The sequence below is a fragment of the Mesorhizobium sp. M0293 genome (genome assembly GCF_040321735.1).
Taxonomy (GTDB): Bacteria; Pseudomonadota; Alphaproteobacteria; order Rhizobiales; family Rhizobiaceae; genus Mesorhizobium.
The window spans coordinates 13991-36448 of sequence record NZ_JAMYSA010000019.1 but is presented as its reverse complement, the minus strand read 5'-3'; the positions used below and the strand labels follow the sequence as shown (position 1 = coordinate 36448).

General features: G+C 62.2%; 22 protein-coding genes and 1 pseudogene. 14 read left to right on the top strand and 9 right to left on the bottom strand.

Going from position 1 to position 22458, the window contains the following annotated elements; translation table 11 throughout:
• Positions 1–163 precede the first annotated feature (163 nt).
• The 5 genes from NKJ06_RS10115 (at position 164) to NKJ06_RS10095 (ending at position 6986) form a co-directional block, all read left to right on the top strand.
• Positions 164–2131 (top strand): pseudouridine synthase, encoded by a 1968-nt coding sequence (locus tag NKJ06_RS10115; protein ID WP_352633288.1) that lies wholly within the window; start codon positions 164–166, stop codon positions 2129–2131.
• A gap of 13 nt (positions 2132–2144) precedes the next feature.
• Complete coding sequence (gene rsmD / locus NKJ06_RS10110; protein ID WP_352633289.1) at positions 2145–2699, top strand: 16S rRNA (guanine(966)-N(2))-methyltransferase RsmD; 555 nt, start codon at positions 2145–2147, stop codon at positions 2697–2699.
• 211 nt (positions 2700–2910) lie between these two features.
• Positions 2911–4299: a M16 family metallopeptidase gene (locus NKJ06_RS10105; RefSeq protein WP_352633290.1), complete on the top strand. Its 1389-nt coding sequence runs from the start codon at positions 2911–2913 to the stop codon at positions 4297–4299.
• A gap of 122 nt (positions 4300–4421) precedes the next feature.
• On the top strand, positions 4422–5849 hold the full coding sequence (locus tag NKJ06_RS10100; protein ID WP_352633291.1) for a M16 family metallopeptidase: 1428 nt from the start codon (positions 4422–4424) through the stop codon (positions 5847–5849).
• A 273-nt stretch (positions 5850–6122) separates the two neighbouring features.
• Complete coding sequence (locus tag NKJ06_RS10095) at positions 6123–6986, top strand: patatin-like phospholipase family protein (protein WP_352633292.1); 864 nt, start codon at positions 6123–6125, stop codon at positions 6984–6986.
• Positions 6987–7028: 42 nt separating this feature from the next.
• Here NKJ06_RS10095 and NKJ06_RS10090 read toward each other — a convergent pair whose 3' ends face one another.
• Positions 7029–7571, bottom strand: a complete 543-nt coding sequence (locus NKJ06_RS10090; RefSeq protein WP_352633293.1) for a dihydrofolate reductase family protein — start codon at positions 7569–7571, stop codon at positions 7029–7031.
• A 129-nt stretch (positions 7572–7700) separates the two neighbouring features.
• On the opposite strand from NKJ06_RS10090, the pseudogene NKJ06_RS10085 reads away from it, so the two are divergent.
• A pseudogene (locus NKJ06_RS10085) lies at positions 7701–7958 on the top strand (hypothetical protein); the annotation flags it as partial.
• On the opposite strand, the gene NKJ06_RS10080 reads toward NKJ06_RS10085, so the two are convergent.
• The 5 genes from NKJ06_RS10080 to efp form a co-directional block, all read right to left on the bottom strand.
• Positions 7930–9528, bottom strand: coding sequence for a non-canonical purine NTP pyrophosphatase (locus tag NKJ06_RS10080; RefSeq protein WP_352633294.1), 1599 nt, complete (start codon positions 9526–9528; stop codon positions 7930–7932). The pseudogene NKJ06_RS10085 and the gene NKJ06_RS10080 overlap by 29 nt on opposite strands.
• A complete protein-coding gene (locus tag NKJ06_RS10075) occupies positions 9521–10558 on the bottom strand; it encodes a beta-ribofuranosylaminobenzene 5'-phosphate synthase family protein (RefSeq protein WP_352633295.1) in 1038 nt (345 codons plus the stop codon). The genes NKJ06_RS10080 and NKJ06_RS10075 overlap by 8 nt, the downstream gene beginning before the upstream one ends.
• Positions 10497–11210 (bottom strand): hypothetical protein, encoded by a 714-nt coding sequence (locus tag NKJ06_RS10070; protein ID WP_352633296.1) that lies wholly within the window; start codon positions 11208–11210, stop codon positions 10497–10499. The genes NKJ06_RS10075 and NKJ06_RS10070 overlap by 62 nt, the downstream gene beginning before the upstream one ends.
• Positions 11210–12349, bottom strand: a complete 1140-nt coding sequence (locus NKJ06_RS10065) for a DNA adenine methylase (RefSeq protein WP_352633298.1) — start codon at positions 12347–12349, stop codon at positions 11210–11212. Before NKJ06_RS10065 ends, NKJ06_RS10070 begins: the two co-directional genes overlap by 1 nt.
• Before the next feature lie 267 nt (positions 12350–12616).
• Complete coding sequence (efp, locus tag NKJ06_RS10060; protein WP_352633299.1) at positions 12617–13186, bottom strand: elongation factor P; 570 nt, start codon at positions 13184–13186, stop codon at positions 12617–12619.
• Between the two features lie 114 nt (positions 13187–13300).
• On the opposite strand from efp, the gene epmA reads away from it, so the two are divergent.
• Entirely contained in the window at positions 13301–14347 is a 1047-nt protein-coding gene (gene epmA, locus NKJ06_RS10055) for an EF-P lysine aminoacylase EpmA (protein ID WP_352633300.1), read from the top strand.
• A gap of 27 nt (positions 14348–14374) precedes the next feature.
• Here the strand turns inward: epmA and NKJ06_RS10050 are convergent, their stop codons facing one another.
• Positions 14375–14791: a VOC family protein gene (locus NKJ06_RS10050; protein ID WP_352633301.1), complete on the bottom strand. Its 417-nt coding sequence runs from the start codon at positions 14789–14791 to the stop codon at positions 14375–14377.
• 167 nt (positions 14792–14958) lie between these two features.
• Here NKJ06_RS10050 and NKJ06_RS10045 point away from each other — a divergent pair, with 167 nt between their 5' ends.
• The 6 genes from NKJ06_RS10045 to lpxK all read left to right on the top strand — a co-directional run bounded on the left by NKJ06_RS10045 (position 14959) and on the right by lpxK (position 20577).
• Positions 14959–16302, top strand: coding sequence for a TldD/PmbA family protein (locus tag NKJ06_RS10045; RefSeq protein WP_352633302.1), 1344 nt, complete (start codon positions 14959–14961; stop codon positions 16300–16302).
• Positions 16289–17092, top strand: a complete 804-nt coding sequence (locus NKJ06_RS10040; protein ID WP_352633303.1) for a 3'(2'),5'-bisphosphate nucleotidase CysQ — start codon at positions 16289–16291, stop codon at positions 17090–17092. Before NKJ06_RS10045 ends, NKJ06_RS10040 begins: the two co-directional genes overlap by 14 nt.
• A 102-nt stretch (positions 17093–17194) precedes the next feature.
• Positions 17195–17440: a DUF4170 domain-containing protein gene (locus NKJ06_RS10035; RefSeq protein ID WP_352633304.1), complete on the top strand. Its 246-nt coding sequence runs from the start codon at positions 17195–17197 to the stop codon at positions 17438–17440.
• Between the two features lie 5 nt (positions 17441–17445).
• Positions 17446–18237, top strand: coding sequence for a lysophospholipid acyltransferase family protein (locus NKJ06_RS10030; RefSeq protein WP_352633305.1), 792 nt, complete (start codon positions 17446–17448; stop codon positions 18235–18237).
• The gene (waaA, locus tag NKJ06_RS10025; protein ID WP_352633306.1) at positions 18234–19550 is read left to right on the top strand and encodes a lipid IV(A) 3-deoxy-D-manno-octulosonic acid transferase; all 1317 of its coding nucleotides are present in this window, start codon (positions 18234–18236) and stop codon (positions 19548–19550) included. The genes NKJ06_RS10030 and waaA overlap by 4 nt, the downstream gene beginning before the upstream one ends.
• 1 nt (position 19551) lies before the next feature.
• Positions 19552–20577 (top strand): tetraacyldisaccharide 4'-kinase, encoded by a 1026-nt coding sequence (lpxK, locus tag NKJ06_RS10020; protein WP_352633307.1) that lies wholly within the window; start codon positions 19552–19554, stop codon positions 20575–20577.
• Here the strand turns inward: lpxK and NKJ06_RS10015 are convergent.
• Positions 20574–20807, bottom strand: coding sequence for a DUF2093 domain-containing protein (locus NKJ06_RS10015; RefSeq protein ID WP_352633309.1), 234 nt, complete (start codon positions 20805–20807; stop codon positions 20574–20576). The genes lpxK and NKJ06_RS10015 overlap by 4 nt on opposite strands.
• A 125-nt stretch (positions 20808–20932) precedes the next feature.
• Between NKJ06_RS10015 and NKJ06_RS10010 the strand changes: the two genes are divergently transcribed.
• Positions 20933–21529, top strand: coding sequence for a hypothetical protein (locus tag NKJ06_RS10010; RefSeq protein WP_352633310.1), 597 nt, complete (start codon positions 20933–20935; stop codon positions 21527–21529).
• On the opposite strand, the gene NKJ06_RS10005 is transcribed toward NKJ06_RS10010, so the two are convergent.
• Entirely contained in the window at positions 21526–22452 is a 927-nt protein-coding gene (locus NKJ06_RS10005; RefSeq protein ID WP_352633311.1) for a LysR family transcriptional regulator, read from the bottom strand. The two genes, NKJ06_RS10010 and NKJ06_RS10005, sit on opposite strands and share 4 nt — an antisense overlap.
• Between the last annotated feature and the right edge of the window lie 6 nt (positions 22453–22458).

Below are 22458 nucleotides of genomic sequence, written 5' to 3'. Positions count from 1 at the left end.
CTTTTCCCTGACAAACTCTGATGATCCTGTTATTGAGCGCATCAACCCGAAAATCGGACTCGATTTTCGGAAATGATCATGCGCCAAATCAAAGTGCTACTGCGTTCGTTGCGCGCCCGAAAGGATGCGCCACGCTGTAGCAGCGCAAACGGACAAAGGCCACATGGACGACAACGACAAGAAATTCCGACCCAAGAAGGGTCCGGCAAGGAGCGGCCCGAAAGCGGCGGGACCGCGCAGCCGTGATGGCGCCGCCGGCAAGGGCGGCAAGCCGTCCTTTGGCGCCAAGAAACCTTACGCACCGCGCGGCGATCGCCCGATGGCCGCCGATGGCGAGCGGCCGAAGCGCGATTTCAAGGGCGGCGACAAGCCATTCAGTAAAGGCCCGCGTTCCGAAGGCAAGCCTTTTGAGAAGCGTGAGGGGCCACGCAAGCCCTACGCACCGCGCGGCGACCGGCCGATGGCGGCTGCGGGCGAACGGCCGAAGCGCGACTACAAGCCGCGCGAAGCCGGTGAGGGTGGCGCCCCGCGCGCCGAAAGACCATTCCACAAAGGCCCGCGCCCGGAGGGCAAGCCGTATGAAAAGCGCGAAGGACCGCGCAAGCCCTATGCGCCGCGCGGCGATCGTCCGTTTGCCGCAGCGGAGGGCGGAGAAAAGCGTTTCGACCGTCCCAAGCGTGATTTCGGCGATCGCCCCAAGCGGGACTTTGGTGATCGGCCGCAAGATGCATCGGGTGCCGGCTTCAGGTCACGCCCGCGTTCCGCGGAAGCGACGGAAGAGGCAGGCGAACGCATCGCCAAGCGGCTGGCGCGCGCCGGTCTGGCCTCGCGCCGCGATGCCGAGGAGCTGATCGCCGCCGGTCGCGTCAAGGTCAATGGCCGCGCCCTGACCTCGCCGGCCTTCAATGTCATGCCTGATGACATCATCCATCTCGACGGTATGGAAATCCCGCCGATCGAGCGCACCCGGCTGTTCCTGTTCCACAAGCCGGCCGGCGTCGTCACCACCAACCGCGATCCCGAGGGCCGCAAGACCGTCTTCGACGTGCTGCCGGCCGAACTGCCGCGGCTGATGACCATCGGCCGCCTCGACATCAACACCGAAGGCCTGCTGCTGCTCACCAATGATGGCGGCCTGTCGCGCGTGCTCGAACTGCCGGCAACCGGCTGGCTGCGCCGCTACCGCGTGCGCGTCCACGGCAAGGTCGAGGAGAGCGCGCTTGCCGGTCTGCGTGAAGGCATTGCCGTCGACGGCGTGTTTTACGGCGCCATCGAAGCGACGCTCGACCGTGAGCAAGGCACCAATGCCTGGCTGACCATCGGCTTGCGCGAGGGCAAGAACCGCGAGGTCAGGAACATCCTGGGTTCGCTCGGCCTCGATGTGACGCGGCTGATCCGCATCTCTTACGGTCCGTTCCAGCTCGATGACCTCGCCGAGGGCCATGTGCTGGAGATCAAGGGCCGGGTGCTGCGCGACCAGCTTGGCGAGCGCCTGGTCGAGGAATCCGGCGCCAATTTCGACGCCGAGGTCAACAAGCCGTTTTCCAACAAGCCGGTGCGGCGTACTGAAGTTCGCGAGCCGGAGCCGGAACGGCCGAAATTCACCCGTGACGGCGAGCGCCGTCCGATCGGCGAGGGCGGGCTGATCAAGAACCGCAAACGCCGCGAAGGCAGCCGCGACGAGGCGCTGGGCAAATTGTCGACCAGTCCCGACAGAAGCGCAGGGGCCGAGAAGAGCTTCGGCGAACGCGGCCCGCGTCCCGAACGCAGCTTTGGCGACAAACCCCGCGGCGGCTTTGGCGACAAACCGCGCGGCGGTTTCGGCGACAAGCCTCGTGGCAGTTTTGGCGGCAAGCCCGGCGGTGGCAAGAAATCCGAGCGCGAGCAGCGGCCGATCGAGCCGCCCGGCCAGCGCAAGGCCAATGTCTGGATGGCGCCTGGCGCGCGGCCGATCGGCAAGGGCAGGGCTGAGGCTGATGCCGCCAAGGCGGCTGACGCCAAGGCGCGCAAGGCATCGTTCAAGCCGTCTTATGGCAAACCGGCCGGTGCAAAACCGTTCGGCAAGCCGCGTGGCGAGCCGGGCGGCGGCGAGCGGCCGCGCGGCGGCCCGAAGGGTCCCAGGACGAAATGAGACCCGGATTAATATGAGAATCGTCGGCGGTGAGTTTCGCGGGCGTCCCTTGGCGACGCCTCGCTCAAGCGCCATTCGTCCGACGACCGATCGCACCCGCGAGGCCGTCTTCAACGTGCTGGCGCATCGCTTCGCGGAGAAACTGGACGGCGCGCGCGTGCTCGACCTGTTCGCCGGCACCGGCGCGCTCGGGCTCGAAGCACTGTCGCGCGGTGCGTCCTACGGCGTCTTCATCGAGGAATCGGCCGAAGGCCGTGGCCTGATCCGCGACAATGTCGAAGCCTTCGGCCTGACCGGCCGCACCAAGATCTTCCGTCGCGATGCCACAGGCCTTGGCGAGGCCGGCACACTGGCGCCGTTCGGCCTCGTCTTCGCCGACCCGCCCTACGGCAAGGGCCTTGGCGAGCGCGCCTTGCTGTCGGCCAAGGCCGGCGGCTGGCTTCGCCCCGGCGCGCTGTGCGTGGTCGAGGAGGCCGCGGTGGCGCCCTTCGAGCCAGGCCCCGGCTTTTCCGTGCTGGACGAGCGCAATTACGGCGAGACCGTGATCCGCTTCATCGAGGCGGCCTGATACGTTTTGCTCCCGGCCTCTTTGCAGCCGCCTTTGACGGCAACATGGCCAACAATTCACTTTGCTTGTCGCCAGTAGCTTGCCTATCGTCCTGCCGAGAGCAATTCCAGGAAAAGTGTGAAACGGTTTTCCGTCCGGAATTGCGCCAAAACAAAGAGATAAAGCGGTTCAACGTTTCCGTGAACGATGAACAGCGAAATCGGAGCCATTGATGACATTTCAAGCTGAATGGCTGCGCGGGACTCTGCTGGCGACCTCGCTGGCTTTCGTTATCACCGGCCCGGCGCTGGCCGACAGCCCGGTGTTGCCCAATACGGTGCCGGGCGAATTCAAGGTCACGGATTTCCTGCTCGACAATGGCTTGGAGGTCGTCGTCATTCCCGACCACCGTGCGCCGATCGTCACCCACATGGTGTGGTACAAGATCGGCAGCGCCGACGAGCCGCCGGGCAAATCCGGCATTGCCCATTTCTTCGAGCATCTGATGTTCAAGGCGACGACCAATCATGCGGCCGGCGAGTTTGACCGAGCCGTCTCCGACATCGGCGGCTCCAACAATGCCTTCACCTCTTACGACTACACGGCCTTCCACGAGACGGTGGCGCCGTCGGCGCTCGAGCTGATGATGAGCTTCGAGGCCGACCGCATGCGCAACCTCATCCTCACCGACGACGTCATCAAGACCGAGCGCGACGTAATCCTGGAGGAGCGCCGCTCGCGCATCGACAACAATCCGCAAGCCGTGCTGGACGAGGAGGTCGATGCCACGCTCTGGCAGAACCAGCCCTATCGCATTCCCGTCATCGGCTGGATGCAGGAGATGCAGCAGCTGAACCGCACCGACGCCGTCGCCTTCTATGACAAATATTACCGGCCCAACAACGCCGTGCTGATCGTGGCCGGCGATGTCGAACCGGACACGGTGCGGGCGCTGGCCGAAAAGACCTATGGCAAGGTGGCGCGCGGTCCCGATCTGCCGCCGCGCATCCGCCCGGTCGAGCCTGAGCAGAACACCAAACGCACGGTCATGCTCGCCGATGCCCGCGTCAGCGTGCCGAGCTTTTCCACCCAATGGGTGGTGCCGTCCTATCATTCGGGCAAGCCGGGCGAGGCGGAAGCGCTCGACCTTCTGGCGGAAATCCTCGGCGGCGGCAACCGCAGCCGGCTCTACCAGGCGCTCGTCGTCCAGCAAGGCATCGCCTCCAACGCCGGCGCCTATTTCCAGGGCACCATGCTCGACGACACCAATTTCACCGTCTACGGCGCGCCGCGCGGCGATGCCAAGCTCTCCGACATCGAAGCGGCGGTCGACGTGGAGGTGGCGCGCATCGTCCGGGATGGCGTCACGCCTTCGGAGCTGGAAAAGGCCAAGGACCGCTATGTCAGGTCGATGATCTTTGCCCGCGACAAGCAGGATTCGATGGCCAACATCTACGGCTCGACGCTTGCCACCGGCGGCAATGTGCAGGACGTCCAGCAATGGCCGGACCGCATCCGCAAGGTCACCGCCGAAGAGGTCAAGGCCATCGCCGCGCGCTATCTGGTGCTTGCCCGGTCGACGACCGGCTATCTCTTGCCGCAGCAACAAGCGGGGAATTGATCATGAGGAGCACGAACGCGATGCACGCTGGCGCGCCCTTACCTTCTCCCCTTGTGGGGTCCGAAGGACGGGGCGAGACCCGTGGCTCGCCCCAGGGCGGTGGCCGAGCGCAGCTCGGTCGGATGAGGGGTGTTCCAGCTTGGCGCCGACAGCATTCCGTCACGCACCCCTCAACCGTCTCGGCGCTGCGCGCCGATCCACCTTCTCCCACAAGGGGAGAAGGAAGAGCGCTCGCCGCCCTCGCAACCCTCTTCCTCTCCATCCTCTTCCTGATCCTGCCGGCACTCACCGCGCGCGCCATGGACATCCAGTCCGTCATCTCGCCAAAAGGCATCACCGCCTGGCTGGTGGAGGATTATTCCGTGCCTGTTATCGCCATTCGCTTCGTCTTCGGCGGTGGCTCGACGCAGGATCCGGTCGGCAAGGAGGGGTTGGCCAACCTGATGACCGGCCTGTTCGACGAAGGCGCCGGTCCGCTCGACAGTGAAGATTTCCAGATCAAGCTCGACGATGCCGGCGCCGAGATGAGTTTCGAGGAGAGCCGCGACGGCCTCTATGGCTCGATGCGCATGCTGGCCGAGCAGCGCGATCAGGCGTTCGACCTGTTGCGGCTGGCGGTCAACGAGCCGCGCTTCGACCAGCTGCCGATCGACCGCATCCGCTCCCAGATCCTTTCCGGCATCATCGCCGGCGAGAACGACCCCGACACGGTCGCGCAGAACAAATGGGCGCGCGCCCTCTATGGCGACCATCCTTATTCCCGCTCCGACCAGGGTACCAAGGAAAGCATTGCCACCATCACGCCGGATGATCTGAAAGCCTTGCACCGGGCGGTGTTCGCGCGCGGCGGCTTGCATGTCGCCGTGGTCGGCGCCATCGACCCCGAGACGCTGAAGAAGAAGCTCGACATGGTGTTCGGCGGCCTGCCGCAAAACCAGGCGCTGAGCCCGGTGGCCGATATCGACCCGAAGCTGGCACAGCATGTCGAGGTCGACTACGACCTGCCGCAGACCTCCCTGCAGCTCGCCTATCCCGGTGTGAAGCGCAAGGCGCCGGATTTCTTTCCGGCCGTGCTGATGAACGAGATCCTCGGCGGCGGTACCTTCACCTCGCGCCTGTTCCAGGAGGTGCGCGAAAAGCGCGGGCTGGCGTACAGCGTCAACTCCTCGCTGATCAACCAGGACCACGCCAACGCACTGGTCATCAGCACCGGCACCCGGTCGGACCGCGCGGCCGAGACGCTGGGGATCGTCCGCGACGTGGTCAAGCAGCTGGCCGAGCAAGGCCCGACCGAGGCGGAGCTGGCGGCGACCAAGAAATACATGATCGGCGCCTACGCCATCAACAATCTGGACTCTTCGAGTGCCATTGCCTCGACGCTGGTCGAACTGCAGCTCGACGATCTCGGCATCGACTACATGCAGCGCCGCGCCGGCTACATCAACGCGGTGACGCTCGACCAGGTCAAGGCGGCGGCGAAAAAGCTGCTGACCACCGAACCGACCATTATGGTCATCGGCCCGAAACTGGCCGGAGCCGGCAAGGGATGAAAGCCGGCGCGCATTTCTATTGTCCGAGCGCTGGCGCTGCCCCTCACCTGCCTGCCGGCATCCTCTCCCCGTATAGCGACGGGGAGAGGGACGCTGTTGTCGCCGGTTTCGCCAATCACCAGCATTGCAAGATAGGTGCCGACGTTGCGGCCAGCTTCTTTCTCCCCGTCACTATACGGGGAGAAATGCCCGGCAGGGCAATGAGGGGCAGCGCCAACTTCGACAATTGGTTGTCTCCGACACCGGCCGGAAACGGGGCAGGAGTCACACAAAATGGCGCCTAGCTTCGGCATCGCCTTTGGCGGCGGCGGTGCGCGCGGGCTGGCGCACATCCATGTCATCGAGGCGCTGGACGAGTTGGGCATCAAGCCGGTGGCGATTGCCGGCTCGTCGATCGGCGCCATCATGGGCGCGGGCATGGCCGCCGGCATGACCGGCAAGGACATCCACGACTATGCCCGCTCGATCCTCGGCCGCCGCGCCGAAGTGGCGAGCCGCATGTGGCGGGCGAGGCCGGGCACGATCGCCGAAGCCATGCAGGTCCGCGTCAGCCAGTTCAACGTCGAGCGCATCCTCAAGGCCTTTCTGCCCGAAGCCATTCCCGAAACTTTTGCCGAGCTGAAAATCCCCCTGAAGGTGACGGCGACCGACTATTTCGGCCACAAGCTGGCCGTGTTCGACGATGGCGACCTGCACTCGGCGCTGGCGGCCTCGGCTGCCATTCCCGCCGTTTTCCGCCCGGTGATGCGCGACGGCAGGCTGCTGATCGACGGCGGCATCTACAACCCCGTGCCGTTCGACCTGATCGAGAACGACGCCGACATCATCATCGGCGTCGACGTGGTCGGCGCGCCGGAAGAACTCGACCGCAAGCACCCGACCTCCGTCGACCTGATATTCGGCGCCACGCAGCTGATGATGCAGTCAATCATCGCCAACAAGCTGAAACAATGCCGCCCCGACATCCTGGTCCGCCCGGCAGTGTCGAAATACCGCGTGCTCGATTTCCTGAAGATCGACGCCTTGATGAACGAGACGGCGGATATCAAGGACGAGCTGAAGCGGCAGGTGGAGAAGGTGCTGGAGGCGCGGGCCGGCGCCGCCGTCAAAGCGAGGCGGGGAAAGCAGGTCGGGTGAGGATTCCCGACTCGATCTGAAAGGAAACAGGCTTCAACCGATTTACGATTTCGCCGCCACCGGCGCATACTCCAGCGCCACCACACCGTTGCTGAACGGCGTGGCCGAAATCAATTCGAACGACACCGGCTCGCCGGCTGGGAACAGCGGCTTGCCTTGGCCGACGGCGCCGGGATAGCTGAGCAGCCTGACGCGATCGACCAGGCCATGGCGCAGCAATTCCTGCGCAACGCTCAGGCTGCCATGCACATAGATGTTGCCGCCAGTGCCCTGCTTCAGCGCCCTGACGGCTTCCGGCAGGGAGCCCTTCAGCAATTTGGCCGGCTTCCACTCGAGCGCCTTCAGGCTGGTCGAGGCGACATATTTCGGCAGCGCGTTGAACCGGTCGGCAAAGTCTCCGGTTTCCGTGGGCCATGAGCCGGCAAATATCTCATAGGTCGTGCGCCCCAAAAGCATGGCGCCGCTGTCGGCAAGTTCGTCCTCCTTGAACCTGTTCATCTCGTCGTTCCAGGTCACGCTTGGCAGCTTCTCGACCTCGGCAATGCCATCGACGCTGATGAATTCGGTGACGATAAGTTTTCGCATGGGGCTCTCCTTCTTCTGTCAAAGGACGGACTGCGCAGGCCCTTTGCGACATGCTTCGTGAAAAATAGCGCGGCGCTTGGTCGTTTTCGGTCAACGCCAGAAACACGCATTGACCTCAGATGGCCCGACGGCGCCACGCAGCTGATGATGCAGTTGATCATCGCCAACAAGCTGAGACAATGCCGCCCCGACATTCTGGTCCGCCCGGCGGTTTCGAAATATCGCGTGCTCGATTTCCTGAAGATCGAGGCTTTGATGAGTGAGACGGCCGATATCAAGAATGAGCTGAAGCGGCAGGTGGAGGCGCGGGTGGGAAGAGCAAGCGCGGGAAGAAGGAGCGGCGTTAGGGTTTCCAGTTCTATTTCTGGATCTTCAGTGTCGATCTGAGGGTTCGGATCGCCATACCGTAGCCGGTGTTAGAAAGGCGGTACTTTTTTGCATTTTTATTTCTGTGAATTTCGTAGAAGACATAATAGTCCTGATTAAAATATCTGCTCACGTTATCCTTGTGCTTCGGACGCATTTTGGGAAAGACTGCAGAAATCAAATTTGCCATCTCTGTCGTCGTATAGAATTTCCGAGTTTCGTCGTCCTTCCAAACGCTCAATAGTGCGATCAAAATCGCGTCTTGCAAGCCGACATCAGAGATGCGAGCAACTGAGGCGAGGCTCGACTCAATGTCTATCTCATCCTTGCTTTCGGCCCCGACGAGTTGGTTCATAGAATTAAAATAGGTTTGCACGCTGCCATTGTTATCAAGAGCCAGTACGCCGGGCGATTTCTTGATAAGCTCCAACCCCATCCGCTCTTGTTGATGATCGCGCGCGCGAAATTCCCCAATAGTTAGATCATCGCCAGGCCGTGCGCGCGCGAGCAGCCGCTCGAAACGGGCTTGCTCATCTGCGACGACGAAATGTCGTTCGAAATCCTTCCCGCATAGCGCCATTTCCTTTTCGAGATGAATAATCTCTTGCTTTGCTCGGAAGCCGGAAATTACTATGGGCTCAGAAAGATTCTCAAGTATGTATTCAGCAACCTTTTCTGCAGCTATCGTAGGCTTTTGAGCTAGGGCACTTTCGGCGAAATCCCCGATCGACAGAACCCCGTGATAGCCGTGACGATAATAGTAACTTAGGTACATAAAGTCGCTAGCTTCGACATGTAGGTATCCGAAGGCCCTGGCAAGGTACTGACTTGCTGTTGTCTTTCCCGCGCAGGTATATCCGCAGAGAATGATATTAGGCCTGTGGTCCAGAGGGAGCTGCAGCTGCGTTCTAGCCACCGAAGAGTAGCGGCGTTCGTCGAGAAACTCAAACAATTGCTGGAAGGATTTTCTTCTAAAATCTACTTTATCCGCAACCTCGATGGGTAGTGAGCCAAGTGGTGCATCACACCCCGCTGGCTGGAACCATCGATTAAAAGATTTATTGTCTAGCCATGGGTACACGAGGTTGGTATCGTACTCGCGCTCTATATCGACTATGGTTCCATCTTGCTCTCCAGTAAAGACGACATAATCTTTGTCAATTCCCCAAGATTTTCTATAATTACTTGGAACATAGAGTAATACATCGGAGCGAACGGTCGCGCCGCGCACATTTCCAGATGCGCGCAGTATGGAGTCTAAGCTTGCAAAAGTACGGCCATCCATCCAATATTTGATATCGACGCCCGGTACATCGTTGTCTGTTCCGCTTAAGGCGTCTATGCGGACCGAGGTATCCTCTAAAATGAACGGATGAGTCGCTTCCGAATAGCCTGCCTTGAGTATTTGGCGCTTAGCGCTTCGATAGCTTGCTTCTAGGATGGCTTCGCGAGACGTCAGGCGGGGTTCGACATAGCCGGCATGGTATGTTCGCTGCCGAAATCCCTGAATGCGTATTTGATGGCCCTCTGCTAAGTAGCGTGCATGCGCAAGTTTGGTTGGATTGGTTGTAAAAAAGGTCAGTTCACGCATCGGTTTTGACAACGCTACGGCCAACATTCGAGGGTGAAGTACGATAGACGTCACAATCTAAAGCATCCGCATATTCGGCAATCGCTGAAATCCGACCAGACTCTCCGAAACAGAATAGCATCGGGCCGAGGCTCGACATGCCAACACAATCTGCCCCAGAATCGAGCAGTTTCTTCGAGAGAAGTCGTAGTGGTTCGCCATATTCTGCCCGCTCGGCACGCTTCCAGGCGGTCTCCTGCATCAGCGTCACGCCGCGACAGAAGGCTCGATAGTCGCCTTCGACTACTGCTGCGTAGATTTCAAACAAAGCGATGTAGCTAGCCTCGAAACTGGCAGTTGCTGGAAGCGGCGTGGTGCGTTCAAAGAATGCGATTTCTTCCTGTTGGGTTTTAGGGGTAATCGACCGTGGTAGGCAAAGGAGAATCGGCCAGGGCGGCATTGGCACAATGGGCAACGCCAAGGGAAGTCGGGTTGGTGTCGTCCGAGACGATGGCATGTAGGGACTGCCGTCGCTCGGTCGGCCGAGATCACAGACTAATCCGCCACTAAAATAGGTGTTGATGCCGATACCGGATGTCCCACCGCGTCCTGACGCTGCAAGAAGTCGATCAGCTACAATATGTGTCTGGTTGAGCAAAGCTAAGGCTTCCATTGCTCCAAGTCGTATCGCAGTAGCTGATCCCATACCAACATGGGTTCGCATGTCTCCGCTGACGCGGATCGTCCCTCTTCCTCTCATGCCATGATCCAAGGCGAAGCGCTCAAGTAGTTCGCTCAGAAGGGCACATTCGCTCGGGGCCATCGGCTGAGGGCGATCATCGTACACCTTTAGCTGCGAATCTTCTTGTATCTCGATTTCAGCCGCTGGCCCCTCAATCGCGAAGCCAATACCGCCGTTTTTTCGGAGAGCGCCTTCGTGAAGGGACAGCAATCCTAGGTGCAGGCGAGGGCGAACATACACGCGCACTTCACGCATTCGCGTTACAGGAATTCCAAACTGTTTCAAAATGATCGTCGTATTTTCGGCCAAATACGGTCTCGGCTGCGACATGGACCGCCGGCGCGTAACGGCTCTTGTCTCCTTCGAAAATTGGGCCTGCGACCAAATCGGCGTCCACCAGCACAAAACTATGATGTGCATGATCAGCAAATCGGCGCAGCTCAACCCTGCCGTCAAATTGCTTCCGGAGTAAGGCGATCTTCGAAAGCATATCACGCGCACGATGTTTTGCATCATCGCCCATGTGCTTTTCGTCAGGAATAAGCAATCGTACCTTAAGTTGACTGTATTTGATGAGCGCGTCGACCAAAACCTTGTCGTCACTTTCGATATCAAGAAAGTCTTGGACAAACCGGCTGCATGAAGCCCCCATTACATCGACGCGGCGTCTACTGCCAACAACGAGATCACGATAGTAGTTCTGATCGTGACGGTTCGCGAGAAGCGCCTTGATCCCCATTCTTCGAAATTTGTCAAGCTCTTGGATTGGCCGCAACAATGTTAGAAAGGTTGCGAGATAGACGATCAACCCGGTAACGATACCGCCAACAAAGCCGAGAAGTTTTGTGCTGCTTGGGTCTATTCTGTAGTACCAACAACCTAGGCCGAACGCTGCAATCGTAATAGCTATGGTGAGAATCAACCAAAGCGGCACACGTATTTTATCGAGCTCAAAGTTCATCACCGTGGGTACCCAATAAAGAGAAGCTCGCGTTTGCGTGCCTTGCTGAGCGCATGATTGTGCTCCGCAGAATGAATAGAGACCTGTGAAAAGCGCGATTCGAAATGCGCTTTGATTTCAGTTTCCGACGGAAAGGCACCTGACACGTAGGATAGAGCTACGATTGAGTGTTGATGCCTATCTATGAACGAAAACAGGCGGTCCTTGAACGAGCGCGTCCGAGCCCACTCTGGAAACCAATGGGGCGGGGCGAACAGGCGAATATCGGATTTGGGATCGATCAACCCTCCCCATTCATTATAATGCGCAAGGCCTTCCAAAAAATGATAGCGGCGCCAGTAGTCGTCGCGGTTGCGCCGTTCCTCTCGCCCTATGTAGGGTGGGTCAATATACACGAGGTCATAGCCGGCAGGTATATCTTCGGCATTGCCAGAAGGGAGAATGGAAAAGGAGCCGCCACAAGCCGACCTTCGAGTGATGTCGTCATAAGCCTGTAGCGCATGATGCATAAAACTTCGCTCCCATGTGATCGCATTGCCGAAGCTTCTGGTGACCGAAATATTGGTACGTAGTTTGAGATTTGCTCGATGGAATAGGTTGAATGGTCGCTTCTTTAAGCACGCCTGATAGATAAGATATCTAAGTAATGATTTGTCTTCTATGGATCGAGCGTCGTCGTTGACTGAGCGTATAAAGCCGTCAAGCCAAGTATTCTCTTCGTCTTTAAAGAATATTCCTGAAAAATTTTGAGAAATTACTCCATCTATTGGTTCAACCGCATCTAGCAGCGCCTCAACATCGCTACGGGAAAGTGCTGGTTGGTCGGCTAGTACAACTCGGCCAACATCTTCATTGAAGCAGAAGCCATCATGATAGGTAACACGCTTACGCATCGCCCTAAACATCAGTGAAACAGAGCCGGTGCCTCCAAATGCATCGAGTACGCTGTCAAAACGAACTGCGCCCAAATGGGAATACATCCATCCGAGCAACCTACGCTTGCTGCCGTAATATCGGGTTTGAGGAAACCCAGCAATTGCATCTGGGACCGGCTGGATTAACTGGAGTTTTGCGGGGGTATCGCTCAACTTGTCGGCCGAGAAGGCTGACGTCGACCGTTTGGCGATGTTGCCTACCATGTTTGCCCCCGCCGCGTCGGCGCGCTAGCTTTTTTCTGCACCAACCGCGCTGCGTCGAACGCTCCGGGAGATTAACAACTGTACACTATTGCTGTTTAGCTGAGAACTGATCCTCAAACTTCTAAGGAAAGTACGGTCACTAGGGCAACTTCCCGACGTGTGGCTGACGTTTATTTCAACCGGCCATCGTGATCGGCGTATACCGTGGCTATCGGCACCGTCCACCTCCGTCCAAGGGTGGCAAGCCTTCGTCCTTAGGTATTTCCCTCAGTCCTTCGCCCGCTCCACATAGGCCCCATCCGCCGTCATCACCACCACGCGGGTGCCTGGCGCAATGTGCGGCGGCACCAGCGTGCGCACGCCGTTGGACAGCACGGCCGGCTTATAGGAGGACGAGGCCGTCTGGCCCTTGGTCGTTGGCTCGGTTTCCACCACTTCGAAGGTGGCGCGCTGCGGCAGCACCAGGGAAATGGCGATGCCGTTGAACTGCGACACCTGCACGGCCATGCCTTCCAGCAGGTAAGGCGCCATGTCGCCGACCACGGCTTCCGACACCGCCACCTGGTCGTAGGTTTCCGGGTTCATGAAGTGAAACCCTTCGCCGTCGCGGTAGAGGAAGGTGTGCTCGCGCTCTTCCACATAGGCGCGCTCAACCTGTTCGGTGGTGCGGTAGCGCTCCGAAACCTTTACCCCGTCGCCGATGCGGCGCATGTCGAGCTGCGTCACCGGCGTGCCCTTGCCTGGGTGGATGTTTTCGGCAAAGAGGATCACATAAAGCTTGCCGTCCTTTTCGACGACATTGCCTTTGCGGAGCGAACTGGCGATGACTTTCACCACGGTTTTAAATCCTGCGAGAGTTGATTGGCGTTTGCCGGCTTGTGCGGCGCTGGATGGGGGCCTACCGCATCTTGGCCGCCGCCGCCAGCCCCCTTCCACCATGATCTGGGCCCCATGACCGAAGCTTCACCCTGGTGGACGCCGCATGTCCACGCCGACCGCCGCCCGCGGCTGATGCTGCGCAACGGCATCGCCGCCAGTCTGCGCGACTGGTTCGCCACCCATGATTTCGTCGAGGTGGAAACGGCGGCCCTGCAAGTCTCGCCGGGCAACGAGGCGCATCTGGCGGCTTTCGCCACGGAAGTGGTCGGACCGGACGGCGCGCCGTCGCCGCTCTATCTCCACACCTCGCCGGAATTCGCCTGCAAGAAGCTGCTCGCCGCCGGCGAAGTCAGGATTTTCAGCTTCGGTCCAGTCTACCGTAACCGCGAGCGTGGTCCGTTGCACCATCCCGAATTCACCATGCTCGAATGGTACCGGGTGGGCGAGGCCTATGAGAGCCTGATGCGGGATTGCGCGGCCTTTCTGGCGCTGGCCGCGACACGGGCAGGGGCAACGCAGTTTTCGTTCCGGGGCCGCGACTGCGATCCGTTCGCCGAGCCGGAGCGGCTGACAGTGGCGGATGCCTTCTCTCGCCATGCCGGCATCGACCTGCTGGCCACGGTCGCCGCCGACGGTGGCACCGACCGCGACGCGCTGTACGCCGCCTTGACCCGGGCCGGCCTGCGCACCGCCCCCGACGACAGCTGGGCCGACCTGTTCAGCCGGGTGATGGTGGAAAGGGTCGAGCCGTTCCTCGGGCAAAGGCGGGCGACCATCCTGTGCGAATATCCGCTGGCCGAGGCAGCACTGGCCCGGCCGAGTCCGAGGGATCCGCGCGTCGCCGAGCGCTTCGAACTCTATTGCTGCGGCGTCGAGCTCGCCAACGGCTTTGGCGAGCTGACCGACGCCGACGAGCAGCGCCGGCGCTTCGTCATCGAGATGGATGAGAAAGAGCGCATCTACGGCGAGCGCTATCCGCTGGACGAGGATTTTCTGGCGGCCCTTGCCATCATGCCGCCGGCCAGCGGCATCGCGCTCGGCTTTGACCGGCTGGCGATGCTGGCGACCGGCGCGCAAAAGATCGAGGATGTCATCTGGACGCCTGTCGCGGCGCCCTGAATCACTCGGCAGCCGGTCCTGACCTGCTCAATGCGCGAAAACCTGCTCCAGCGAGCGAAAGCCCTTGAATTCCAGCGCATTGCCCGAGGGGTCGCGGATGAACAAGGTCGCCTGTTCGCCGGGCTCGCCCTTGAAGCGGACCATCGGCCTTTCCAGCCAGTCGATGTCGTCGCGCGCCTCCAGTCGCGTCGCCAGGTGCTGCCAGTCGTCCATCAAGAGCACGGCGCCGAAATGCGGGATAGGCACGGTGATGCCGTCGACCTTGCCGTCGCTGGGGGCCTGTGCGGCCTGCGGCCGCAGATGCGCCGACATCTGATGACCGAACAGATCGAAGTCCACCCAGGTCGCCGACGAGCGGCCGATGGCGCAGCCCAGCACCTCGCCATAGAAAACGCGGGTTTCATCGAGATCACGGACAGGAAAGGCGAGATGGAAAGGCGTCATCGAAAATGCTCCGAGCAGGCTGCGGACTGATTTTGCGTCGCAGGGTTCGCGATTTGAACCGTCAACCCTGCATCTTGATTGAAGCCCATGCCATTGCACAAGCCGGACCGGAACAATAGATGGGTGGGCAACGACCGGACGCCGGCCGCACCAGCAGGATTTCAGGCATGACCGATATATCAGACGCAGCAAAATTGACCGACCGCGTCGCGGCTCTGGTCGAGGCTGCCAAAAAGGCCGGCGCCGATGCCGCCGACGCGGTGGCCGTGCGCGGCCGCTCGACCGGTGTGTCGGTGCGTCTCGGCAAGGTCGAGGGTACAGAGGCCTCCGAGAGCGAGGATGTCGCGCTGCGCGTTTTCGTCGGCGGCCGGGTGGCGAGTGTTTCGGCGACAGCTGCCTCGGATCCGAAGGTGCTGGCCGAGCGCGCCGTTGCGATGGCGAAAGCGTCGCCGCAGGATCCCTATCAGGGGCTGGCCGACCCGGCATTGCTCGCCAAGCAGACGCGCGATCTCGATCTGTTCGACGCTACCGAAGTGTCGGCCGACCAGTTGAAGGAGGCCGCACTTGCAGCCGAAGCGGCCGCCCTTGCCGTCAAGGGCGTGACCAATTCGGCCGGCTCCAGCGCCGGTGCCGGCCTGGGCGGCCTGGTGCTGGCCACCTCGCACGGCTTTCTCGGTCACTATGTCGGCTCGCGTTTCTCGCGCTCGGCCAGCGTCATCGCCGGCGAGGGCACGGGCATGGAGCGCGACTATGAATTCTCCTCGCGCCAGCATTTTGCCGATCTCGACACGCCCGAATACATTGGCCGCAAGGCCGGCGAACGCGCGGTGCGCCGCATCGGCGCGCGCAAGGCGGCGACCGGGCCGGTCGACGTGGTGTTCGATCCGCGCGTCGCGCGCGGCATTGCCGGCCATCTTGCCGGCGCCATCAATGGTGCCTCGGTCGCGCGCAAGACGTCGTTCCTGCGCGACATGATGGGCAAGCAGGTAGCCGCCTCCGCCATCACTGTCACCGACGAGCCGCTCCGGCTGCGTGGACAGGCCTCGCGTCCGTTCGACGGCGAAGGCGTCGAGGGCGAAAAGCTGTTGATGGTCGAAAAGGGCGTGCTCAATCACTGGTTCCTGTCGACCTCGGCGGCGCGCGAGCTTGGGCTCGTCACCAACGGACGCGGCGCGCGCAACGGCTCTTCCGTTTCGCCGTCCTCCACCAATCTTGCCATCGAACCGGGCGAGCGGTCGCCGGAAGAGCTGATCAAATCGCTCAAGACCGGCTTCTACGTCACCGAGGTGTTTGGCCAGGGCGTCGACATGGTCACCGGCGAATACAGCCGTGGCGCCTCGGGCTTCTGGATCGAGAATGGTGAACTGGCCTATCCGGTCGCCGAGGTCACCATCGCCTCGAACCTGAAGACCATGTTCCTCAACATGGTGCCGGCCGATGATCTCGACCGCAATTTCGGCACCGCCGCCCCGACGCTTCTGATCGAAGGCATGACCCTTGCCGGAGCTTGACCTGACCACCGCCGGGGCCACCGAAGATTTGCCGTTGCTGCGCGATGCCGCCCGCGAGGCGGGGGTCATCGCCATGCGCTACTTCGGCAACAGCCCGCAAGTCTGGATGAAGGGCGGCACTTCGCCGGTCAGCGAGGCTGATCACGCCGCCGACGCCTATCTGCGCGAAACGCTGCTGGCGGCACGGCCGGATTATGGCTGGCTGTCGGAAGAAACAGTCGACGATCCGGTTCGGCTTTCGGCACGCCGCACCTTCGTCGTCGACCCGATCGACGGCACGCGCGGTTTTCTGGAAGGCCAGCGCACCTGGTGCGTCAGCGTCGCAGTCGTCGAGCATGGCCGCACGCTGGCCGGCGTGCTGGAATGCCCGGCGATGGAGGAGACCTATTGGGCGCTGCCCGGCCAGGGCGCCTTCCGCAATGGCAAGCGCATTGCAGTGCGCAAGCTGGCGGATACGGCCGAGATTTCCGGGCTGAAGCAGTTGACCGACCTGATGCCGGCCGAATGGCAGGCGCGGCTGAAGCGGGCGCCCTACAGCCCTTCGCTCGCCTATCGGCTGGCCATGATTGCCAATGGCGTGCTGGATGCCACTTTCGTCAAGCCGAATGCGCATGACTGGGACATTGCGGCGGCCGATCTCATCTTGCGCGAGGCCGGCGGCCAGTTGCTCGACCGGCACGGCCGCGCCCCGCTCTATGCCGGCGAGGTGACCCGCCACGGCGCGCTTGCCGCCGGCAGCGGTGAACTGCTGGCCGTGCTCGCCGATGTCATCGCCGGGCTGGATGCGTGAAGCGCTTTCCGGAGCGTGATGAATTCATCTCGCTCTAAAGGTTCCAAAGTCGCCGGCTTTGGTCTAGACCTGTCACAAACTCACGATATGTGAAGGACCGACATGGCCGCGGAAGACGGAAAGAAACAGCTTTTGCATCTGGTGTTCGGTGGCGAACTGAAGAAGCTTGGCGGCACCGATTTCCGCGATCTCGACGGGCTCGACATCGTTGGCATCTATCCGGACTATCAATCCGCGCACTCGGCGTGGAAAGCCAAGGCGCAAGCCAGCGTGGACAATGCCCACATGCGTTATTTCGTCGTTCATCTGCACCGGCTGCTTGACCCCGACAACAAGGCTGCCGGTTGACTTCGATGGAACATGATCTGGCGAAAGGGCCAGCAAGCGATGCCGCGCCCACGGGCAGGGGACGCAGCCGCACGACCAAGGCATTCTGGCGCAAGATTCGCCAACCGCTGGCGGAGTCGCGATTCGTCAAGAACGCCATCGCCAGCCTGTTCGCCCAGTTCGTCCGGTTCGTACGCCTCACCAACCGTGTCGTCGAGGGATCGGCGCGGTTTTCGGGCGGTGCCTATACCGAATTCGAGCCCGGTATCATCGTTCTGTGGCACGGCCAGCATCTGCTGACGCCGGCCTATTACCCCAAGCGCAAGCCGCTGGTCGCCATGGTCTCGCGCAGCGCCGATGCAGAACTCAACGCGCTGATGCTAGAAAAATTCGGCATCGAGGCGGTGCGCGGTTCGGGCGGGCGAGAAAATGCCAGGCATCTCGACAAGGGCGGAGCAAAAGCGCTTATCGCCCTGAAAAAGTCGCTCGCTGTCGGCAAGAACGTCGCCATGATTGCAGACATTCCGCACGGTACGCCGCGAGACGCAGGGCTTGGCATCGTTCTCCTGGCGCGCCTCTCGGGCCGGCCGCTACTGCCTGTCGCCATCACCACCAGCCGCCGCAAGGTGCTGGACAAGAGCTGGGACAAGACCACCATCAACCTGCCGTTCGGCCGATCGTCGATCGTCATCGGGTCGCCGATCTTCGTGGCGGCCGGCGCCGATGACGCCGAAATGGAGCGCAAGCGCCAGGAAGTGACGGTTGCGCTCAATGCCGCGACCGCCGAGGCCTACCGTCTTGTGGATGCCGCGCGATGAGCGGTCGCTGGGCGCGAGCCATGCTGTCGGCATATCGTTTCGCGGGGGCGGCCGCCTATCCGCTGGTCGGACCCTATGTCGCCTGGCGCACCTCGCGCGGCAAGGAAGACCGCTACCGCCGGCGCGAGCGCTATGGCGTCGCCGGCCGCCCGCGGCCCGAGGGTCCGGTGATCTGGATCCATGCCGCGAGCGTCGGTGAGACCATAGCGGTCGTGCCGCTGGTCGAAAGCATTCTCGACTACGGCGTCAACATCGTGCTGACGACCGGCACGGTCACCTCAGCGCAAGTCGCCGACGAGCGGCTCGGTGACCGCATCATCCACCAATATGTACCGCTCGACCTCAAGCCGGCGGTCAGCCGGTTCCTCGATCACTGGCAGCCGGATCTGGCGATCATCGCCGAATCCGAGATCTGGCCGATGACCATCCTCGAGCTTGGCGCGCGCCGCGTGCCGCAGGTGCTGGTCAATGGCAGGCTGTCCGACCGTTCGTTCAGGTCGTGGAAGAAACGGGCCAACATCGCCGAGGCGTTGTTCGAGAACCTGGCTCATGTGGTGGCGCAATCGGATGTCGATGGCGAACGATTTCTAGCGCTCGGCGCGCGGCCGGTCACCGTGTCGGGCAACCTCAAGGTCGATACCTCGCCGCCGCCTGTCGACGAACGGGTGCTGGCGACGCTGCGGCGGCAGATCGGCGCGCGCCCGACCTGGGCGGCGATCTCGACCCATGACGGCGAGGAGGTGGTCGCGGCGGAAGTCCACGCGACGCTGCACAAGCGTCACCCTGGTCTTCTGACGATCGTCGTTCCACGCCATCCCGATCGCGCCGAGGCGCTGGCGGCGCAGATTTCCGGCATGGGCCTGAAGGTCGCCCGGCGCAGCAAGGGCGACAGGATCACTGCCGACACCGATATATTGCTGGGCGATACGATCGGCGAGATGGGGCTCTATCTCAGGCTGACGGAAATCGCCTTCGTCGGCCGCTCGCTGACCTCCGAGGGTGGCCAGAACCCGTTGGAGCCGGCCATGCTCGACACGGCGGTTCTCGCCGGCCGCAACGTGCAGAATTTTCGCGAGGCCTACCAGCGTCTGCTCGACAGCGGCGGCGCCAAGCTGGTGCGCGATCGCGACATGCTGGCCGGCGCCGTCAATTTCCTCCTGACCAACGAAGTGGCGCGCCACGAGATGATGGCGGCGGGCGTGGCGACCGTCGACGAGATGCGCGGCGCTCTGGCCCGCACGCTGAAATCGCTTGAGCCCTACATCCAGCCGCTGGTCGTCAAGTCGCGCCTGAAGGGCGCGAACGGGCGCTAGCGTGGCTTCCGAAGCACCACCATTCTGGTGGGAAGAGCCGGACTGGCGGGTCCTGGCACTGTCGCCGCTATCGGCCATCTATGCGCTCGCCGCCGGCCGCGGCATGCGGCGGGCCAGGCGCGAGAAGATCGAGGCACCGGTTCTGTGCATCGGCAATTTCACCGTTGGCGGTACCGGCAAGACGCCGGTGGCCATCGCGCTCGCCGAACAGGCCAAACGCATGCATCTCAAGCCGGGCTTCCTGTCGCGCGGCCATGGCGGCTCCTTCGCCGAGCCGCATGTCGTCGATATCCATCATGACAGCGCCAGGCATGTCGGCGACGAGCCGCTGCTGCTCGCCGAACACGCACCGGTGGCGGTGACGCCGAACCGCGCCGCCGGCGCCCGGCTGCTGCTGGAAAAGCATGCCTGCGATTTCCTGATCATGGACGATGGCTTTCAGAGCGCGCGCATCCACATCGACTACGCGCTGGTCGTCGTCGATGCGCGCTACGGGATCGGCAACGGCCGCGTCATTCCGGGCGGCCCGCTCAGGGCCAAGGTCGTCGACCAACTGGTCTTCACCAGCGGACTGTTGAAGATGGGCGAGGGCACCGCCGCCGACACCGTCGTCCGCCAGGCGGCACGCGCCGGCCGGGCGATCTTCGAAGCCCATACCGAGCCAAGTGGGAAGGCAGGGCTTGCCGGCAAGCGGTTCCTTGCCTTCGCCGGTATCGGCCATCCCGAGAAATTCTTCGACACGGTGCGCGAGGCCGGCGGCGAGTTGGTGTTGACGCGGCCGTTTCCGGACCATCATTTCTATGCCGAGGACGAACTTGCCGAGCTGGCGGCAACGGCCCGTGCCGAAGGGCTCGGCCTCATCACCACCGCCAAGGACGCCGCCCGGCTGCGCCATGGCGCCTCACAGGACTTTCTCGACCGGCTCGAGGTGCTGGAGATCGACACGGTTTTCGAGCTGGATCACGTGCCCGAACGTATCATCGACGAAACGCTGGATGCCTGGCGCCAGCGAAAGCTGAAGGGCTAGCCCCGCTTACGCATCTCCGGATGCACCTCGATTTCGCGGCGCAGCGAGATGGTAGCGTTGATATAGGGCTCTTGCCTGGCGACGCTCCAGTATTTCAACTCATCGAGCGGAATGCTTTCGCCTGTTACCGCGCAGCGCACGAATGCGCCGGGGCTGGTAACCTGGAAGTCGCCATCGAGATAGCGGATGCGGGCTTCCTTGGCGCCGGGGCCTTCGAAACGGTTCATCATGCAGGGACGCTGAGGTTCATGGGGATTTCATCGCCACAAATTGCCGGCGAGGTCAAGCATGTGACAAGCCTGAGACAATGCTGAACCCCTATTGTTGGCGAGAAAAACGCTGTTGCCGGGGCACAATGGACATTTCCTCTGCTCGTCTTGCCGCCTTGCTCAGGGAAGCGATGACGCCGCAGGCCGTGCCGTCGGCAAAGGCCGATCCGGTAAAAGCCGCTCTCGTGAAGGCGCTGGTGGCGCCGCCGCCACCATCCGGCGCGCCCGTGCGTCCGGCGGCGACACCGACACTGCCTGTGCTCTTATTACCGGCGACCGCGAGAGCCCAGCAGACAGCGTCGTCCGAGATGGTGCAGGCCTATCTGGCGCTCGCGGAACCGGATGGCGAGGCAGCCGACGATGCGGCATCGGCACCGACTGCGGCGAGGAGACCGGTCGACGGCGACACCACGCAACGTGGCCTGGCGCCGCCCCCGGCAAGGGTCGATGAGGGAGCCGCCGCAAGGCCTGCCGCACTGCCATGGCTTGCGCTTCTCTCACCTGAGGTTCCGGCCCTGCGCCGCGCGACCGACGCCAATGCGGTTGCGGGACGAGGGCAGGCGGCTTCCCGGTCGAGCAACGTGCGGCCCGGAAGCAGGCAGATGAGCGTGGGGCTGACATCGTTGGCTGCCGGGCTGTTGGCAGCGGCGATCGTCGGGTTCGTTCTCCTGGTGCTGCGCTAACCCTCGGCGTCGATGAAGGCTTCCATCTTTTCCGGCGCCAGGCCTGCCTGCACAGCGATACGGCGCGCCAGTTCCGCCGTGGCGGCACGTGGCCGCCCCATCGGTCGGTCGAGCCAGTAGGACACCGGATTGAGCGCGGTACGCTCGTCGACGGGAGTGATGCGGCCCGACTCCAACTGATGCCCGGTCAGCGGCGGGCGCGCCAGCGCGATGCCGAGCCCATAGGCGGCGGCGTCGAGCACCAGATTGTAATCCTCGAAACGGCGGTCCTGTGGGCGCGGGCGATAGTCCATGCCTTGCGCGGCAAACCAGGCGCGCCAGGCCGAGGCGTCGGAATCGTTGATCAGCGGATATTTGAGCAGCCGGGCAGGGTCGCCGCGCCCGATCTCGCGGGCAAGCTCCGGTGAGGCGACGGGGAAGACATGTTCCTCGAAAAGCTGCACCGAAATGCGGCCCGGAATGCCGCCGCGGCCGCAGCGGATCGAGAGGTCGATGCCTTCGTCCGCAAGGTCGGCCTGGCGGATGTCGACGTCAAGTACGATGCGCAGCTTGGAAGGATCGTTCTCCAGCGCTGCCATGCGCGGCATCAGCCACAACCCGCTGACCGAGGGGATCGAGGTCAGCCTCACCACGGCGGTGCCGCGCGGCTCGACCCAGCGGTCGGAATGGCTCGATATGAGCGCGAAGGCTTCGGCCGTGCGCAGATGCAACCGGTTGCCTTCGATGGTCAGCGAGACGCCGCGCGCGCCGCGATCGAACACTTTCAATCCCAGCCAGTCTTCGAGCTTGGCGATCTGCCGGCTAACGGCGCCGTGGGTGATGTTGAGCTTTTCTGCCGCCGCCGAAAAGCTGCCCGTTCGCGCCGCGGCGTCGAAGGCGCGCAGCGTTTCGAGCGGTACCATTGTGTACGAGCTGTGATCCATAGTCAC